The sequence below is a fragment of the Actinosynnema sp. NPDC023587 genome (assembly GCF_040640215.1).
Lineage (GTDB): Bacteria > Actinomycetota > Actinomycetes > Mycobacteriales > Pseudonocardiaceae > Actinosynnema.
This window is the reverse complement of the sequence record NZ_JBFABG010000004.1, coordinates 331,168-347,799: the sequence shown is the minus strand read 5'-3', so window position 1 is coordinate 347,799 and position 16,632 is coordinate 331,168. Positions and strand designations below refer to the sequence as shown.

Below are 16,632 nucleotides of genomic sequence, written 5' to 3'. Positions count from 1 at the left end.
CGGAGGGTCAGACGACCAGGTCGAGCGCCGCATCGCCGGTGCGCTCCAGCCGGAGCCCGGCGGCGGCGGCGATCTTGACCAGGCCGGGCGCGGACTTCACCTCCGCGCGGGACCGCACGATCGCGCGGGCCAGCAGGCCCTTGTGCGCCTTGTTGAAGTGGCTGACGGCCTGCCGCCGCCCGTCCGCCCCCTCGGTGACCACCCGGACCGTGATGGCGTGCGGGATCTTCGCCAGCGAGCTGTACGGGGTCGACCGCAGGTCGATGACCGGGGTGTCGGCCAGGGCCGGCGTCAGCACCGGCCGCCAGAGCGCGCCCAGCGGGCCCGTCGCGGGCAGGGCGCTGCCGCCGGAGAGCCGGTAGGCCGGGATCGGGTCGCCCCCGTGCACGATCCCGAACAGGGCGGACGCGACGGCGAGCCGACCGGCCGCGCGGGCGCGTTCGACCTTGGTCAGCGTCTTGAGGCCGAGGTTGTCGTAGAGGACGCCGGTGTAGCGCTCCAGCGCCGGCGTGGTCGGCGCGGTGCGCAGCTCGGCGTTGCGCGCGACCTCGGCCTCCTGGCGTGCGGACAGGCCCAGCGCGGCCAGGCTCGCGGGCACGTCGGCGGCCAGGTCGACCAGGGCGTCCACCAGCGTGGCCCGGACCGGGTTCAGCTCGGGGCGCGCGAGCAGGTCGAGGTCCAGGGGCGCGCCGTCGCCGCCGATCGCCTTGGTCTCCGACGGGGGGAGCAGTACCAGCACGGACCGGGAGCCTAGGCCGTGCCCGACCGCCCGGCGCGGCCCGGTCGGCGGGTCCGGTCAGCCCGGCTGGCCCACGCAGAACTGGTTGCCGTCCGGGTCGGCCAGCACGGTCCAGGTCAGGCCCGGCACGGTGTGCTCGGCGACCTCGGTCGCGCCCAGCCCGACGAGCCTGGCCACCTCGGCCACCCGGTCGGCCACGTGCGCGTCGAAGTGCACCCGGTTCTTGCCGGGCGCGATGTCGTCCGCGCGTTGCAGGCCGAGCTGGACGCCGCTGCCCACGGCGGGCGCGAGGACCAGGAACTCGCCCCAGTCGTGCCGCACCTCCGTGCCCAGCGCCCGGGTCCAGAACTCGGCCAGCCGGTGCGGGTCCGGCGTGTCGATGGTGATCATGCCGATGGTCAGGGTCATGTCCGGGACGGTAACCGCGACCCCCGACAATCCGCCGCCGGTGACGTGGTGACCTGCGCCGACGCGGTGGTGGCGCGGGCACCGGGGGCGTGGCCGGGTCGGTCGGGGCGGACCGCCGGGCAGAACCTGTTGGAACTGGTCGGAGGCTGTTCATTACTCTTCGGGGACCACCAGCGCCACGAGGAGCACCCACCGTGATCACGAGGATGTCGTCGCTGTTCCTGCGCACCTTGCGCGAGGATCCGGCCGACGCCGAAGTCCCCAGCCACAAGCTGTTGGTCCGCGCCGGCTACGTCCGCCGCGTCACACCGGGCGGGTACTCGTGGCTGCCGCTGGGCCTGCGGGTCCTGCGCAACATCGAGCGGATCGTGCGCGAGGAGATGGACGCCTCCGGCGCGCAGGAGATCCAATTCCCCGCGCTGCTGCCGAAGGAGCCCTACGAGGCCACCAACCGGTGGACCGAGTACGGCCCCAACATCTTCCGCCTCAAGGACCGCAAGGGCGCGGACTACCTGCTCGGGCCGACCCACGAGGAGCTGTTCACGCTCACCGTGAAGGGCGAGTACGCGTCGTACAAGGACTACCCGGTCACGCTCTACCAGATCCAGACCAAGTACCGGGACGAGGCGCGCCCCCGCGCGGGCGTGCTGCGCGGGCGCGAGTTCGTGATGAAGGACTCGTACTCGTTCGACCTCACCGACGAGGGCCTGGCGGAGTCCTACCAGCGCCACCGGGACACCTACATCCGGATCTTCGACCGGCTGGGGCTGGACTACGTCATCGTGTCCGCCACGTCCGGCGCGATGGGCGGCTCGGCGTCCGAGGAGTTCCTGGCGGTCGCGCCGACCGGTGAGGACACCTTCGTGCGGAGCACCGAGTCGGGCTACGCGGCGAACGTCGAGGCGGTGACCACGATCGCGCCCGCGGAGCAGCCGGTCGAGGACCGGCCCGCGGCGCGCGTCCACCACACGCCCGGCACGCCGACCATCGACTCGCTGGTCGAGTTCCTCAACGGCGCGGACCTGGGCCGGACCTTCACCGCGGCGGACACGCTGAAGAACGTGCTGGTCAAGCTCGCCGTGCCGGGCCAGGCCCCGGAACTGCTGGCGATCGGCCTGCCCGGCGACCGCGAGGTGGACTTCAAGCGCCTGGAGGCGGCCGTCGAGCCCGCCGAGGTCGCGCTGCTGGACGAGTCGGACTTCGCGAAGAACTCGTTCCTGGTCAAGGGCTACATCGGCCCGGACGCGCTCCAGGCGAACGGCGTGCGCTACCTGGTCGACCCGCGCGTGGTGCGCGGCACGGCGTGGGTGACCGGTGCGGACAAGGCCGACCACCACGTGGTGGACCTGGTGCAGGGCCGCGACTTCACCCCCGACGGCACGATCGACGTCGCCGAGGTGCGCGAGGGCGACCCCTCGCCGGACGGCCACGGCGTGCTCGTCGCCGCGCGCGGCATCGAGATCGGCCACATCTTCCAGCTCGGCCGCAAGTACGCCGACGCCTTCTCGCTGGACGCGCTGGGCCCGGACGGCAAGCCCGTGCGGATCACCATGGGCTCGTACGGCATCGGCGTGTCCCGGCTGGTGGCGGCGATCGCCGAGCAGAGCCACGACGACCGCGGCCTGATCTGGCCGCGCGACGTGGCACCCGCCGACGTGCACGTGGTGGTGGCGGGCAAGGACGAGACGCTGCTGGCGGGCGGCGAGCGGCTGGCCGGCGAGCTGTCCTCGGCCGGGCTGAGGGTGCTGCTGGACGACCGCAAGGCCAGCCCCGGCGTGAAGTTCGCCGACGCCGAGCTGGTCGGCGTGCCGACCATCCTGGTGGTGGGGCGCGGGCTGGCGAACGGCCTGGTCGAGGTCAAGGACCGGCGTTCCGGGGAGCGGGTCGAGGTCCCGGTGGAGGACGCGGTGCGGCACCTGCTGGCGGTCGTGCGCGGCTGATCCGCGGGTTTCGGCGGCGGGGTCCCGATGCGCGTCGGGGCCCCGCTTTCGTGCGGGGGACCCGGTCGGCGGGGCCGGGTGTTCAGCGTTCCAGGACGGCGGCGAGCACGGCGGCCGTGTCCGACAGGTCCGCGAGCACGACGTGCGCCCCGGCGGCACGGAGTTCGGCGGCGGTGCTGCGGCCGGTGGCCACGCCGATCGCGAACGCGTCGTGGTGCAGCGCGGCGTCCACGTCGTGCGGCGTGTCCCCGATGACGACGGCGGTGAAGTCCTCGGCGTGCTTGGCCGACGCCAGCCGCATCGCCTCCAGCACGAGTGCGGGCCGGTGCTCGGACACCGTGCCGTAGCCGCCGATCTCGAAGTCGACGTGCCGGTCCAGCCCGAACGCGGCCAGCTTGAACCGGGCGATCTCCACCAGGTTCCCGGTGACCAGCGACTGCACCACGTCCTCCCGGAGCGCCAGCGCCGCCAGCGCCTCGGCCGCGCCGGGCAGCGCGCGGCCTGCGGTGGGCAGCTCGGTGTGCTCCCGGGTCGCCACGCCGATCAGCTCGGTGTGCAGCCGGGAGATCAGCTCCTCGGTCGGCTCCAGGTCGTGCGCCAGCAGCAGTTCCCGGGTGATCGCGCGCTCGGTGCGGCCCGGGAAGGTGGGCGTGTGCACGAGTTCCAGCCCGGCCACGGCGTGCAGCGCGGTGCGGTACCAGGTGCGGCCGAGGCCGCGCGCGTCGATCAGGGTCAGGTCGATGTCCCACAGCACCAGGGTGTTCACAGCGGGCGCACGCTCTCCATGATCCGTTCGACGTCGTCCTCGCCGGGCCCTTCCGCGACGTGCGGACCGCCCTCCGCGACGTTCAGCACCAGCACGGCCACCTTCGACCCGGACGAGACCGCGTGGGCCCGGATCGTCGCCTTCGGCGCGTAGCACGGGCTCACCGCGCTGGGCGTGACCTCCAGCCGGGCCTCGGTGTGCTCGCCCACGCCGCGCACCTCGGGCTCGCCGAGCGTCGGCTTCTTCCCGTTCACCGTGTAGCCGTTGCGGGCGATCTCGACGACCAGCGCCTCCGCGACGTCGGGCACCTCGCCGGTGGCCGTGCCGGACGCCACCTGCGCCTGGATCATGCTGCGGCCCTGGCAGTCGAACGGCCGCGACACCAGGGACTTGGTGAGCCGGACCCCGGCGACCACCCCGCCGGTGCTCGCCTCCCAGGACGGCGGCACCTCGTAGCGGAGGCCGGCCTGGGCGTCCTCGACGACCGTCCACTCGGGCTTCGCGGTCGTCTGGGCGGTGGTGGGCGCGGGCGCGGCCCCGGTGTCGGTGAGCAGCACGGCCGCCGTGCCGCCGCCGACGACCGCGAGCACGCCGGCCACCGCGAGGGCGATCCACAGCGGGCGGCGGTTCGGCGGTGGCGGCTGCCGCTGGTAGACGCCGAGTCCGGAGTAGCCCACCCGATCAGCCCGCCAGCGGCTTCACGGAGTCGACCATCGCCTGGAGGTCGGCTTCGGTCGGCGTCTTCGGGTCGGCCGGGCCGCCCTCCAGGTCGCCGTTGGCCATGAACACGTGGAAGCCGGTGGAACCCTTGAGCACCAGCACCTTCACCATGCCCTTGGCCGCGAGGCAGTCGCTGCCGGTGGTGGTGACGGTGGCGTCCACCTGCACGCCCTCGATCTCGTTCCGGCTGCCGTTGGGCACCTTCACGGCCTTGGGCTCGCTGAGCTTGACGTCGATCGACTTGCCCGAGCTGTAGTACTGGGTGCCGAGCTTCTGCGCGAAGTCCTTGGCCACGGCGGCCAGGTCGCCCTGCGGGACGACGACCCCGCCGGTGCTGCCCCGGTTGTACCGCGAGCCGCCGCAGTCGTAGTTGCCGTACACGGTGATGCCGGTGAGCTTGACGTCCTTCATGCCCTCGACGCCCGCCGCGCTGGTGCTCGGGGTCCACGCCTTGGGCACGTCGTAGCTGTAGGACAGGCTCTCCACCCGCAGGCAGTTCCAGTCCGCCTTGCCCGCCTGGCAGGTCGCGTTCCCGGTGTCCGACTTCGACGTCGTGGTCGGCTTCGGCGAGGTGGTCGTGGGGACCTGCGTGGTGGTCTGCGCCACGGTCTGCGAGCTGTCCTCGCGGTTGAGCAGGAACGCGGTGAGCCCGCCGCCGCCGAGCAGCAGCACGACGACGCCGACGATGACCCACACCTTGGCGTTGCTCTTCTTCGGTGGCGGGCCCTCGCCGCCGGAGAACACGCCCAGGCCGCCGTAGCCGCCGTACTGCTGCTGCTGGCCGTAGCCGGGCTGCGCGTACTGGGGCTGGCCGTACTGCTGCCCGGGGTCGGGTTGGCCGTAGCCCGGCTGCCCGTACGGGGGCTGGCCGTACTGAGGGGGCTGGCCGTAGTCGGGTTGCCCGTAGGGCTGCTGGGGGGTGGCCGGGTTCTGCTGACCCCAGTCGCCCTGTCCGGGCTGGCCACCCCAGCCGCTCTGCCCGTCACCTGGGTGTGTCACGGCCAAACCGTACCGCGCCGGTTCGGCCGGACGAGGGTCGGCGAGGAATTCAGCACGCGTTGACTTGCGGTGGGAGGGGTCGGTGACCGGCCGCCCGGCGGCGGGCGGCGGTCCGCCCCGGGACGGACCTAGGCCGGGAGGAAGCTGAGGCGGATCTTGCGGACGGGGTTGTCGACGTTGGTGTCGACCAGGCAGATCGACTGCCAGGTGCCCAGCGCGAGGACGCCCCCCAGCACCGGGATCGTCGCGTGCGGCGGCACCAGCGCGGGCAGCACGTGGTCGCGGCCGTGGCCGGGCGTCCCGTGCCGGTGCCGCCAGCGGCCGTCGCGGGGCAGGATGTCCCGGAGCGCGGCCAGCAGGTCGTCGTCGCTGCCCGCGCCGGTCTCCAGCACGGCCAGGCCGGCGGTGGCGTGCGGCACCCAGACGTGCAGCAGGCCGTCGCCGTCGACGTCGCCCAGGAAGTCCTCGCAGGTGCTGGTCAGGTCGTGCACGACCTCGGCGGTGCCGGTGCGGATCTCAACCTCTTCGCTGCGCATGGCCGGCCAGTCTAGGCGTTCCCGAACGGGTCGCCCCGCCGAAAACGACCTGCTCGGGCCCGTGGTGATCGGGCAGGATCGCGGGTGTGCCGCACACCGCCGTGGTGACCGGGGCGAACCAGGGGATCGGCGCGGCCACCGCGCGGGCCCTGGCCGCCCAGGGGGTCTCCGTGCTGATCACGTTCCTGCGCTACGCGCCCACGCCGGACCCCGGCGTGCCCGACGAGTACTCCACCGCCCGGGAGGGCGGGGCGGACGCGGTGGTCCGGGCGATCGCGGAAGCCGGCGGGCGGGCGCACGCGGTGGAGGTCGACCTGACCGGCGCGGACGCGCCGGGGCTGCTGTTCGACACCGCCGAGCGGGTGTTCGGGCCGGTGGACATCCTGGTCAACAACGCGTCCGGGTGGGTGCAGGACACGTTCCTGGCCGACGAGACCGACCAGTTCGGGCGCGTGCAGCGGACCGTCGTGCCGCAGACGTTCGACCGGCAGCTCGCGGTGGACGCGCGAGCGGGTGCGTTGCTGATCGCGGAGTTCGCGCGGCGGCACCTGGCGCGCGGCGGCACCTGGGGGCGGATCGTCGGGCTGACGTCGGGGTCGCCGGAGGGCTTTCCCGGCGAGGTCTCCTACGGGGCGGCCAAGGCGGCGTTGACCAGCTACACGATGTCGGCGGCGGCCGAGCTCTGGGAGCACGGGATCACCGCGAACCTGGTCAAGCCGGGGGTCACCGACACCGGGTGGGTGACCGACGCGGTGCGGGAGCGGTTCCCGGTGTCGTCGCCCGAGGAGGTGGCCTCGGTGGTGGCGTTCCTGTGCTCGGCGGCGGCGGGCCGTGTGACGGGCAACATGATGACCCTGCGATGAGTTACCCATGGGTAACATGGCCGCCATGAAGGCTTCTCGTCTGCGGCGGGGCATGAACCTGTGGCCGCCGTTCCTGTTCGCCGGCATCCGGGTCGTGGAGCTGTCCGACGACTACCGGTACGCCAAGGTCCGGATGCGGCTGCGCTGGTTCAACCGGAACTACGTCGGCACGCACTTCGGCGGCTCGCTGTTCGCGATGACCGACCCGTTCTGGATGCTCATGGTCCTGCGGCACCTCGGGCGCGAGCACGTGGTGTGGGACCGGGCGGGCGAGATCGAGTTCGTGCGGCCGGGGCGGGGAACGGTGTTCGCGGAGTTCCGGCTGACCGACGAGCACCTGGCCGAGCTCCGCTCGCGGGCTTCGGGCGGCGGCAAGGCGCTGCTGTGGTTCCCGGCGGAGGTGGTGGCGGAGGACGGCACCGTCGTGGCGCGCGTGCGCAAGCAGGTGTACGCCCGCCTGAAGGCCGGTTCTCCGGACGAACGGGCGTCCTCCGAGGTCAAAGCCTGAAGTCCTGCGGGAAACGCTGGACGCCGGGTCGTCGCGGCGGGTAGTGCTGTGCGTCATGCGGACTGCTTTCGGCGCTGCCTTCGACGTCCCCGCCGGGTACCTGAACACCGCGAGCGTCGGGGTGCCGCCGGCCCCGACCGCCGCCGCCGTGGCGGGCGCGGTGGCGCGGTGGGGGTCGGGGGAGGACGGTCCCGAGGCGGCCGACGCGGCCGTGACGACCGCCCGCGAGGCGTTCGGCCGGCTGGTCGGGGTGCCCGCCGACCGGGTCGCGAGCGGGGCCTCGGTGGCGCAGATGGTGGCGATGGTGGCCGCCTCGCTGCCCGTCGGCGCTCGGGTGCTGGTCGCGGAGGGCGACTTCACGTCGTTGACCTTCCCGTTCGCGGCACGCGGGTCGCGGGTCACCGAAGTGCCGCTGGAGGCGTTGGCGTCCGCCGCGCCGGGTCACGACCTCGTGGCCGTGAGCGTGGTGCAGTCGGCGGACGGGCGGATCGCGGACCTGGAGGGGTTGCGGGCGACCGGCGTGCCGGTGCTGCTGGACGCCTCCCAGGCCGTGGGGTGGCTCCCGCTGTCGCTCGGCTGGGCCGACTGGGTGGTGGCCGCCGGGTACAAGTGGCTGATGTCGCCGCGCGGGTGCGCCTGGCTCGCCTGCTCACCGCGCGGGGTGACGAGCGCGGTGCCCGTGGCCGCGAACTGGTGGGCGGGGGAGGACCCGTGGACCTCGGTGTACGGGCTGCCGCTGCGGTTGGCGCGCGACGCGCGGCGGCTGGACATCTCGCCGGTGTGGCTGTCGCAGCACGGCGCGGCGGTGTCGCTGCCCTACCTGGCGTCGCTGGACCTGGCGGCGGTGCGGGACCACGGCGTGGGCTTGGCCGACTCGGTGCTGGAGGGGTTGGGGCTGGCGGCGCGGGGGTCGGCGATCGTGTCGCTGTCCTTGCCGGAGGGTGCCGGGGAGAGGTTGGCCGCGGCCGGCGTGCGATCGGCTGTTCGCGCAGGTCGGGTGCGGTTGGGCTTCCACCTGTACAACACCGCCGAAGACGTGGATCTTGTGCTCCGAGCGCTTCGGTAGCCGTCGTCCGTTACGGTGACTATTTGTGTCTGTACCTCCCGAATCACCTGAAGAGGTGACGCAGCGGTTACCCCGCATCTCGGGCTCGCCGTCCGGGCCGCCGTCCGGGCCGGTCGGTGGGTCGGCTGGTGGGCCGGTGCCCGGGGGCGGCCACGGGGGACCGCCCAGGGGTGCGCCCGGTGGTGTGTCCGGTGGTGTGCCCGCGTCGAACGGCGGGGGCGCGACCGCGCGGATGCGGCGATCGGAGATCGGGCAGCTCGACTCGTTGCTGGAACCTGCGCCGGAGCGCGAGGTCCCGGTCAAGAGCCGGACCGATCGGCGCGGGGTGCTGTTGAAGGGTGCCGGGCTGCTCGGGGTCGCGGTCGTCTCCGGGTTGATCTGGCTGGTCGTCATGCCCAAGGAAACGCCTGTCTCCCCTCCCCCCACCACTACGGCCACGGCCGCCGGTGAATTCACCTTCGCCCGGTCGCCGGATGTGCCGGAGGCGTTGAAGGACAGCCAGTGCGCTTCGCACGCGTACGGCGAGACGAAGACGTTCCTCACGTCCACGCCCTGTCAGCAACTGACCCGGGGATTGTTCACGACCACTACCCCGGATGGGCAAACTGTGTACACGTCCGTGTCAGTGGTGCGGATGAAGACGTTGGCGGATGCCACCCAGTTGAAGGAATTGACGTCGCGGGACGGGACCGGGAACGTCAACGACCTCGTCAAGGACGGGGCCGTGCAGGTCCCCGGGTTGCGCTCGTTGGGCACCGGCGGGTTCGCGGCCCGGCAGCAGGACCGGGACGTCATCATCATCGAGTCGGACACCGTGCGGCACGGGGCCGATGAAGCGGCCCACATCGCGTTGATGAAGAAGGTTTCCCAGGACGCGTTCCGGCTGGTTGACGAATTGGTGTGAGCAGCCGGCGGCGCTGATCGGGTGTTGGCCCTTCGCCGGGGTCGGCAAGCGAAATGCGTGTTTGCCGACCCCGGCGAAACGCGGTTCGGGAGAATGGGGTGCTGTGGTGTCAGCCCACTGCGGTGCCCGGTAGGGGAGTCGCGGCGGGGGTGATTCCCGCTGTCCTGCGCCAGCGGGTGGCACGGATCGCCGATTGGGTCAGGGCGTCCAGAGCCGATTTCCGCCGCGCCTGGTCGTCTGTTCTTTCCATCACCCCTCGCCAGGCCGCACAGGCGTCGGTTTCCACGGCTATCAGCGCGGCCATCGCCGATGCGGCGCTGTCCACCGGTTGGGGTGGCAGGTAGGCCGGTGCCGGCGGGCGGGGTTGCAGCCCGGCGTCCCGCAGCGCCCGTTCCGTGGTGTCCCGGCGGGCCCGGTGGGCGTTCGCCCCCTCGGCCACCGCCGGCCCCTGTTGCTCGATGAACGCGCTGACCAGGCCGTACGTCCACACTGCCGCGTGTTCCGCGGCCAGGGCTTCCTGGAGGGCGTCCACGCTGCTGTTCGCCGCCTGGTTCACGCGAGCGCCTCCACCAGTGCGGCACAGCCCGCCGACACGGACGCCAGCAGGCCCGCCCGGTGCGCCGGCACCGTCACGGCCAGGTCCGCCGCCTGCTTCTGCGCCGTCTGCAAGCTCGTGACCAGGGCCTCTCTCGTCGGGTTCGCGGGGGGTGCCACCGGTGCCGGTGCCGGTGCCGGTGCCGGCGAGGAGGACGTGCCGGGAACCCTCGGAGTCGCCCGGTCCACCTCCGCCTGGAGCTCGTCCGCGTGCCGCGTCCGCGCCGCCGCCGTCTCCGCCGCGCCCGCGGCCGTGGCCAGGGCGGCATCGGCCCGCGCCGCGCGGACCAGGTCCGCCAGCGGGTCCGGCGGGGGTGGCTCGGGGGGAGGTGTGGTGCACGCTACTGCCAGGGGCGCGGTGGTGGCCGCCACCAGGAGTGCGCGCCTGCTGAGCGCCGTTCGTCCCGTCACGTGTTCCGATCCTGCCAGAGCGCCGGTGATCGGCTTGGCGCGTGCGGGGTCTCCGGGACCAGATACTCTGGACGACCAACGGCCGGCGAGTGCAGCGTCGGCCGGGGTTGCCGTGCCCTTCTGCACCTGAAAGGAGTCACCACGTGTCCAGCCCGCCGCGCGGAGAACTCGCCGCGCAGCTAGCACCCGTCGTGCGGGAAGCGGTGGAGGCCATCGGCTTCGACCTCGAAACGCTCGACGTGAACCAGGCTGGGCGTCGCAGGCTGGTGAAGGTGGTCGTGGACGGCGACGACGGGATCGGGCTCGACGAGGTCGCCCAGGCCAGTCGTGCCGTGTCCGCCGCGCTCGACGCGAACGAGCACCTGATCGCAGGTCCGTACACGCTGGAAGTCACCTCGCCCGGTGCCGACCGGCCGCTGACCCTGCCCCGCCACTGGCGGCGCGCCCGGTTGCGGCTGGTGAAGGTCAAGCAGCCCGAGCAGGTCGAGTGGTTCGGTCGCGTCGGGGCCGCCGACGACAGCGGCGTCACGCTGCTGGTCGAGGGCGGGCTCACGCGGGTGGAGTACCGCTCGATCGAGCGGGCCGTGGTCGAGATCGAGTTCAAGCAACCGCCCGTCGAGGAGCTCGCGCTCCTGGAGGGGTCGGGTTCGAATACGGAGGAGGAGTCGGAGTGAACGTCGACATCGCCGCACTGCGGGCGATCGAACGGGACAAGGACATCCCCTTCGACATCGTTCTGGAAGCCATCGAAACCGCCCTGCTGACCGCCTACAAGCACACCGACGGCCACCACTCGCACTCCCGCGTCGAGATCGACCGCAAGACCGGCGTGGTCCGCGTGCTGGCCCAGGACCTCGGGCCGGACGGTGCGGTCACCGAGGAGTGGGACGACACGCCCGAGGGGTTCGGCCGCATCGCCGCGACCACAGCGCGCCAGGTCATCCTCCAGCGCCTGCGCGACGCCGAGCACGAGCGCACCTTCGGCGAGTTCTCGGCCAAGGAGGGCGAGATCGTCGGTGGCGTCGTGCAGCGGGACGCCCGCGCCAACGCCCGCGGCATGGTCGTCGTGCAGATAGGGGACACCGAAGGCGTCCTCCCGCCGGCCGAGCAGGTGCCGGGCGAGGAGTACGAGCACGGGTCGCGCCTCAAGTGCTACGTCGTCGGCGTGTCGCGCGGTTCCCGCGGGCCGCAGATCACGCTGTCCCGCACCCACCCGAACCTCGTGCGCCGGTTGTTCGCGCTGGAGGTCCCGGAGATCGCCGACGGCACCGTGGAGATCCCCGCGGTGGCACGTGAGGCAGGTCACCGTTCGAAGATCGCGGTACGCTCGACGGTGTCCGGGGTGAACGCCAAGGGCGCGTGCATCGGACCGATGGGCGCACGGGTGCGCAACGTCATGAGCGAGCTGGTCGGCGAGAAGATCGACATCATCGACCACTCGGACGACCCGGCCACGTTCGTCGGGAATGCCTTGTCACCGGCCAAGGTCGTGTCGGTGCAGGTGCTCGACGAGCGGGCCAAGACGGCGCGCGTGGTGGTCCCGGACTTCCAGCTCTCCCTCGCCATCGGCAAGGAGGGCCAGAACGCCCGGCTGGCCGCGCGGCTGACCGGGTGGCGCATCGACATCCGGAGCGACGCCGACACCGGGGGCTCCGCGCCGGCGGGCGCGGCGACATCCGGTTCGGCTGATTGAGCGGCAGGAGATAGACTCCTCAGTGGTTCGACGTCGGGGATCGGTTTTCACGCACAACGGCCCGGTTCGCACGTGCATCGGATGCCGCACTCGGACGTTGCCCTCCGAGTTGCTGCGAGTGGTGGTCGTGGACGGGGCTGTTGTCCCGGACACTCGCCGGAGACTGCCCGGTCGGGGTGCTTGGCTGCACCCCGACGAAGGCTGTCTCCGCGACGCCGAGAAGCGCAGGGCGTTCCCCAGGGCCTTCCGGGTCCAGGGGGCGCTCGACGTGGATTCGGTCCGCGAGCACCTCGGACGGCAAGGGGAACAGGTCGTGGGATCGCCTCACGACCCGCACGCAGCAAGGAAGCAGGTCGACCCGTCATGAGTCAGCCGTGAAGCTGAAGACATGAACGCGCGACGTTAAGACGAGGTCGACGGGACTGCCGCCGGCCTCATCATCCAGAGGAGTGCAGTGGCAGGCAAGGCCCGCGTGCACGAGCTCGCGAAAGAGCTCGGTGTCACGAGTAAAGAACTGTTGACGAAGCTCGCCGACCAGGGCGAGTACGTGAAGTCCGCGTCCAGCACCGTCGAGGCACCCGTTGCCCGGCGGCTCCGTGACGCCTACGAGTCGAAGTCCGACGCCAAGTCCAAGTCCTCCGGTGCCCGTCCGGCACCTCCGAAGCCCGCCGCGTCCGCGCCGGCAGGCGACGGGAAGTCCGAGGCCCGTCCGGGTGCGCCCGTCGGCAAGCCCGGCCCGCGTCCGGTGCCCGGCCCCAAGCCGGTCGCCCCGAAGCCCGCGACCCCCGAGCCGAAGGCACCCGCTCCCGCCGCCGCTCCGGCGGCCCCGGTGACCCCCCCGGCTCCCGCGACCCCCGCTCCGGCGGCGGCCTCCGCGGCTCCGGCACCCGCCTCGACCCCGGCTCCGGCTCCGGCCCAGCAGGGTCAGGGCGGCCAGCAGCAGGGTCAGGGTGGCCAGCAGCAGGGTCAGGGTGGCCAGCAGGGCCAGGGTGCTCGGTCGTCCGGTCCCCGGCCCGGCCCGCGCGCACCTCAGCCCCAGCAGCAGCCGGCGGCGGCTGCGCAGCAGACCCCGTCCGTGGTGCCGCCGAGGCCGCAGGCTCCCAAGCCCGCCGGTGCTCGTCCGCCGCGTCCGGGCAACAACCCCTTCGGTGTCGGCGGCGGCGCTCCCGCGCCTCGTCCGCAGGCCCCTCGTCCGCAGACTCCCGGTGGCGGTGACCGTCCCGAGCGCGGTGGCGACCGCGGCGGCTCCACGAAGCCCGGCGACTCGCGTCCGGCCGGTCCGCGTCCCGGCGGCTCCGGTGGTTCCGGCGGCCCGCGTCCCAACCCGGGCAACATGCCCCCGCGTCCGAACCCGGGCATGATGCCCGGTCGTCCGGCCGGTCCCCGGCCCGGCGGCGGTGGCGGCGGTGGCCGTCCCGGCGGCGGTCCCGGTGGCGGCGGTCGTGGTCCCGGTGGCGGCGGTCCCGGTGGCGGCGGTCGTCCCGGTGGCGGCGGCGGTGGCGGCGGCTTCCGCGGCGGTCCCGGCGGTGGCGGTCCCGGCGGTGGCGGCGGCGGTGGCTTCCGCGGCGGTCCCGGTGGCGGCGGTGGCGGCGGTGGCGGTGGCGGTTTCCGCCCCGGTGGCGGCGGCGGTGCCCCGGCCGGTGGCGGTGGCTTCCGCGGTGGCGGCGGTCGTCCCGGTGGCGGTGGCCCCGGTGGTCGCGGTGGCGCGGCCGGCGCGTTCGGCCGTCCTGGTGGTCCGGCGCGGCGCGGGCGCAAGTCCAAGCGCCAGAAGCGCCAGGAGTACATGGACAACATGCAGGCCCCGTCGGTCGGCGGCGTCCGCCTGCCCAAGGGCAGCGGCGAGACGATCCGGCTGCCGCGCGGTGCTTCGCTGACCGACTTCGCCGACAAGATCAACGCCAACCCGGCTTCGCTGGTGCAGGTGCTGTTCCACCTCGGCGAGATGGTCACCGCGACGCAGTCGGTGTCCGACGAGATCCTGGAGCTGCTCGGCTCCGAGATGAACTACGTCGTGCAGGTCGTGTCCCCCGAGGAGGAGGACCGCGAGCTGCTGGAGACGTTCGACATCACCTACGGCGAGGACGCGGGCGACGAGACGGATCTCCAGATCCGGCCGCCGGTCGTGACCGTCATGGGTCACGTCGACCACGGTAAGACGCGCCTGCTGGACACGATCCGCAAGGCGAAGGTCGCCGAGGGCGAAGCGGGCGGCATCACCCAGCACATCGGTGCCTACCAGGTGCAGACCGCGCTGGAGGGCAACCCGCGCCTCGTCACCTTCATCGACACCCCGGGCCACGAGGCGTTCACCGCCATGCGCGCCCGCGGTGCGAACTCGACCGACATCGCGGTCATCGTGGTGGCGGCCGACGACGGCGTCATGCCGCAGACGGTGGAGGCGATCAACCACGCCCAGGCGGCCAACGCGCCGATCGTGGTCGCGGTGAACAAGATCGACAAGGAGGGGGCCAACCCCGCCAAGATCCGCCAGCAGCTCACCGAGTACGGGCTGGTCGCCGAGGAGTATGGCGGCGACACCATGTTCGTCGACATCTCGGCGAAGCAGGGCGTCAACATCGACGGTCTGCTGGAGGCGATCCTGCTGACCGCCGACGCCTCGCTGGACCTGCGGGCCAACCCGGCCATGGAGGCCCAGGGCGTCGCGATCGAGGCGCACCTGGACCGCGGTCGCGGCCCGGTGGCCACGGTGCTGGTGCAGCGCGGCACGCTGCGGGTCGGCGACTCGATCGTCGCCGGCGACGCGTACGGCCGCGTCCGCCGCATGGTGGACGAGCACGGCGACGACGTCACCGAGGCGACCCCGTCTCGTCCGGTGCAGGTCATCGGTCTGACCTCGGTGCCCGGCGCGGGCGACTCGTTCCTCGTCGTGGACGAGGACCGGGTGGCCCGGCAGATCGCCGAGCGCCGCCAGGCCCGCACCCGCAACGCGCTGAACGCGGCGCGCCGCAAGCGGGTCAGCCTGGAGGACCTGGACGCCGCGCTGAAGGAGACCAGCCAGCTCACCCTGATCATCAAGGGCGACAACTCCGGTACCGTCGAGGCACTGGAAGACGCGCTCATGAAGATCGAGGTCGGCGACGACGTCGAGCTGCGGGTCATCCACCGGGGCGTCGGCTCGATCACCGAGGGCGACATCAACCTGGCCGTCGCCGGTAGCGCGATCGTCCTGGGCTTCAACGTCCGGGCCGAGGGCAAGGCGACCGAGCTCGCGAACCGCGAGGGCGTGGACGTCCGCTACTACACGGTGATCTACCAGGCGATCGACGAGATCGAGCAGGCCCTCAAGGGCATGCTCAAGCCGGAGTTCGAAGAGGTCCAGCTCGGGCGCGCGGAGATCCGCGACGTCTTCAAGTCCTCCAAGGTCGGCACGATCGCGGGTTGCATGGTCCTGTCGGGCGAGATCCGCCGCAACGCGCGGGCCCGGCTGCTGCGCGACAACAACGTGGTCCAGGAGAACCTGCCGATCAGCTCGCTGCGGCGGTTCAAGGACGACGCGACCGAGGTCCGCGAGGGCTTCGAGTGCGGTCTGACGCTCGGCAACTACGCGGACCTCAAGGTCGGCGACGTCATCGAGACGTTCGAGATGCGCGAGAAGCCGCGCGCCTGATCGTCTTCAGGACACCGGGGGCCGTCGCTTCGGCGGCGGCCCCCTCTCGACCCCCGTGGTGATGACCTGTGTACGTGGGTGCCCTTGAGTTGGACGTGCTGCTCGGCGACGTCCACTCGTTGAAGCAGAAGCGGTCCGTGGTGAAGCCCGTCGTGGCCGAACTGCGGCGCAGGTTCGAGGTGTCGGCGGCCGAAGCCGGGCACCAGGACCTGCACCGCCGCTCGCTGATCGGAGTGGCGGTCGTGGCCGCCGACGCCGAGCATGTCAGGGACGTGCTGGCCGCCTGCGAGCGGTTGGTGGCCGGACGCCCCGAACTGGAACTGCTCTCCGCCCACCACCGCCTGGTGGGACCGGAGGACGACTGAGCCGCCGTTCACGGCGGCTGTGCACATGGAGGAGGGAGCGCCGTGGCCGACCAGGCTCGGGCGCGCAAGCTGGCCAAGCGGATCTCGCAGATCGTGGCCTCCGCGCTGGAACACGAGGTGAAGGACCCGCGGTTGGCGCGGGTGACGATCACCGACACGCGGGTGACCGGCGACCTGCACGACGCGACGGTCTACTACACCGTGCTCGGCGAGAAGCTGGACTCCGAGCCGGACCTCGCGGGTGTGGCGGCGGCGTTGGAGTCGGCGAAGGGCGTGCTGCGCTCGCGGGTGGGGCAGCAGACCGGGGTCCGGTTCACGCCGACCCTGGCGTTCGTCACCGACACCGTGCCGGACGAGGCGCGCCGGATGGACGAACTGCTGGCCCTGGCCCGCGAGGCGGACGCCGAGGTGGCGCGGATCGCGCACGGTGCCGAACCCGCGGGTGAGCCGGACCCGTACAAGCCGCCGCGTGAAGACGGCGAACCCGACTAG

19 protein-coding genes are annotated in these 16,632 nt (G+C 72.7%); 11 read left to right on the top strand and 8 right to left on the bottom strand.

Features of this window, described 5'->3' with window-relative positions:
- Positions 1–7: 7 nt before the first annotated feature.
- Entirely contained in the window at positions 8–739 is a 732-nt protein-coding gene (gene yaaA, locus AB0G01_RS13930; protein WP_360944255.1) for a peroxide stress protein YaaA, read from the bottom strand.
- A gap of 57 nt (positions 740–796) precedes the next feature.
- Positions 797–1,147 (bottom strand): VOC family protein, encoded by a 351-nt coding sequence (locus AB0G01_RS13925; RefSeq protein ID WP_360944252.1) that lies wholly within the window; start codon positions 1,145–1,147, stop codon positions 797–799.
- Positions 1,148–1,341: 194 nt separating this feature from the next.
- Between AB0G01_RS13925 and AB0G01_RS13920 the strand changes: the two genes are divergently transcribed.
- Complete coding sequence (locus AB0G01_RS13920; protein ID WP_360944249.1) at positions 1,342–3,087, top strand: proline--tRNA ligase; 1,746 nt, start codon at positions 1,342–1,344, stop codon at positions 3,085–3,087.
- Between the two features lie 82 nt (positions 3,088–3,169).
- On the opposite strand, the gene AB0G01_RS13915 is transcribed toward AB0G01_RS13920, so the two are convergent.
- The 4 genes from AB0G01_RS13915 to AB0G01_RS13900 all read right to left on the bottom strand — a co-directional run bounded on the left by AB0G01_RS13915 (position 3,170) and on the right by AB0G01_RS13900 (position 6,108).
- On the bottom strand, positions 3,170–3,853 hold the full coding sequence (locus AB0G01_RS13915; RefSeq protein WP_360944246.1) for a haloacid dehalogenase-like hydrolase: 684 nt from the start codon (positions 3,851–3,853) through the stop codon (positions 3,170–3,172).
- Positions 3,850–4,530, bottom strand: a complete 681-nt coding sequence (locus AB0G01_RS13910; RefSeq protein WP_360944243.1) for a hypothetical protein — start codon at positions 4,528–4,530, stop codon at positions 3,850–3,852. The genes AB0G01_RS13915 and AB0G01_RS13910 overlap by 4 nt, the downstream gene beginning before the upstream one ends.
- A gap of 4 nt (positions 4,531–4,534) precedes the next feature.
- Positions 4,535–5,572 (bottom strand): hypothetical protein, encoded by a 1,038-nt coding sequence (locus AB0G01_RS13905; protein WP_360944240.1) that lies wholly within the window; start codon positions 5,570–5,572, stop codon positions 4,535–4,537.
- Positions 5,573–5,700: 128 nt separating this feature from the next.
- Positions 5,701–6,108: a YjbQ family protein gene (locus AB0G01_RS13900; protein ID WP_360944237.1), complete on the bottom strand. Its 408-nt coding sequence runs from the start codon at positions 6,106–6,108 to the stop codon at positions 5,701–5,703.
- Positions 6,109–6,194: 86 nt separating this feature from the next.
- Between AB0G01_RS13900 and AB0G01_RS13895 the strand changes: the two genes are divergently transcribed.
- The 4 genes from AB0G01_RS13895 to AB0G01_RS13880 all read left to right on the top strand — a co-directional run bounded on the left by AB0G01_RS13895 (position 6,195) and on the right by AB0G01_RS13880 (position 9,449).
- The gene (locus AB0G01_RS13895) at positions 6,195–6,971 is read left to right on the top strand and encodes an SDR family oxidoreductase (protein WP_360944234.1); all 777 of its coding nucleotides are present in this window, start codon (positions 6,195–6,197) and stop codon (positions 6,969–6,971) included.
- A 25-nt stretch (positions 6,972–6,996) separates the two neighbouring features.
- Complete coding sequence (locus tag AB0G01_RS13890) at positions 6,997–7,479, top strand: DUF4442 domain-containing protein (protein ID WP_360944231.1); 483 nt, start codon at positions 6,997–6,999, stop codon at positions 7,477–7,479.
- Positions 7,480–7,534: 55 nt separating this feature from the next.
- Positions 7,535–8,545 carry an aminotransferase gene (locus AB0G01_RS13885; protein ID WP_360944228.1) on the top strand — a complete coding sequence of 337 codons (1,011 nt, stop codon included), beginning with the start codon at positions 7,535–7,537 and terminating at the stop codon, positions 8,543–8,545.
- Positions 8,546–8,741: 196 nt separating this feature from the next.
- Positions 8,742–9,449 carry a hypothetical protein gene (locus AB0G01_RS13880; protein ID WP_360944225.1) on the top strand — a complete coding sequence of 236 codons (708 nt, stop codon included), beginning with the start codon at positions 8,742–8,744 and terminating at the stop codon, positions 9,447–9,449.
- Positions 9,450–9,558: 109 nt separating this feature from the next.
- Here the strand turns inward: AB0G01_RS13880 and AB0G01_RS13875 are convergent, their stop codons facing one another.
- Together AB0G01_RS13875 and AB0G01_RS13870 are read right to left on the bottom strand one after the other, a co-directional pair.
- Positions 9,559–10,005, bottom strand: coding sequence for a ferritin-like domain-containing protein (locus tag AB0G01_RS13875; protein WP_360944222.1), 447 nt, complete (start codon positions 10,003–10,005; stop codon positions 9,559–9,561).
- A complete protein-coding gene (locus tag AB0G01_RS13870; protein ID WP_360944219.1) occupies positions 10,002–10,454 on the bottom strand; it encodes a hypothetical protein in 453 nt (150 codons plus the stop codon). The genes AB0G01_RS13875 and AB0G01_RS13870 overlap by 4 nt, the downstream gene beginning before the upstream one ends.
- Positions 10,455–10,597: 143 nt before the next feature.
- Between AB0G01_RS13870 and rimP the strand changes: the two genes are divergently transcribed.
- The 6 genes from rimP (at position 10,598) to rbfA (ending at position 16,632) form a co-directional block, all read left to right on the top strand.
- Complete coding sequence (rimP, locus tag AB0G01_RS13865) at positions 10,598–11,128, top strand: ribosome maturation factor RimP (protein WP_360944216.1); 531 nt, start codon at positions 10,598–10,600, stop codon at positions 11,126–11,128.
- Positions 11,125–12,147 carry a transcription termination factor NusA gene (gene nusA / locus AB0G01_RS13860; RefSeq protein ID WP_360944213.1) on the top strand — a complete coding sequence of 341 codons (1,023 nt, stop codon included), beginning with the start codon at positions 11,125–11,127 and terminating at the stop codon, positions 12,145–12,147. The genes rimP and nusA overlap by 4 nt, the downstream gene beginning before the upstream one ends.
- Before the next feature lie 22 nt (positions 12,148–12,169).
- A complete protein-coding gene (locus AB0G01_RS13855; RefSeq protein ID WP_360944210.1) occupies positions 12,170–12,514 on the top strand; it encodes a YlxR family protein in 345 nt (114 codons plus the stop codon).
- A gap of 87 nt (positions 12,515–12,601) precedes the next feature.
- Positions 12,602–15,775 (top strand): translation initiation factor IF-2, encoded by a 3,174-nt coding sequence (gene infB / locus AB0G01_RS13850; protein ID WP_360944207.1) that lies wholly within the window; start codon positions 12,602–12,604, stop codon positions 15,773–15,775.
- Positions 15,776–15,843: 68 nt separating this feature from the next.
- The gene (locus tag AB0G01_RS13845) at positions 15,844–16,140 is read left to right on the top strand and encodes a DUF503 domain-containing protein (protein ID WP_360944204.1); all 297 of its coding nucleotides are present in this window, start codon (positions 15,844–15,846) and stop codon (positions 16,138–16,140) included.
- A gap of 42 nt (positions 16,141–16,182) precedes the next feature.
- Positions 16,183–16,632 carry a 30S ribosome-binding factor RbfA gene (rbfA, locus tag AB0G01_RS13840; protein WP_360944201.1) on the top strand — a complete coding sequence of 150 codons (450 nt, stop codon included), beginning with the start codon at positions 16,183–16,185 and terminating at the stop codon, positions 16,630–16,632.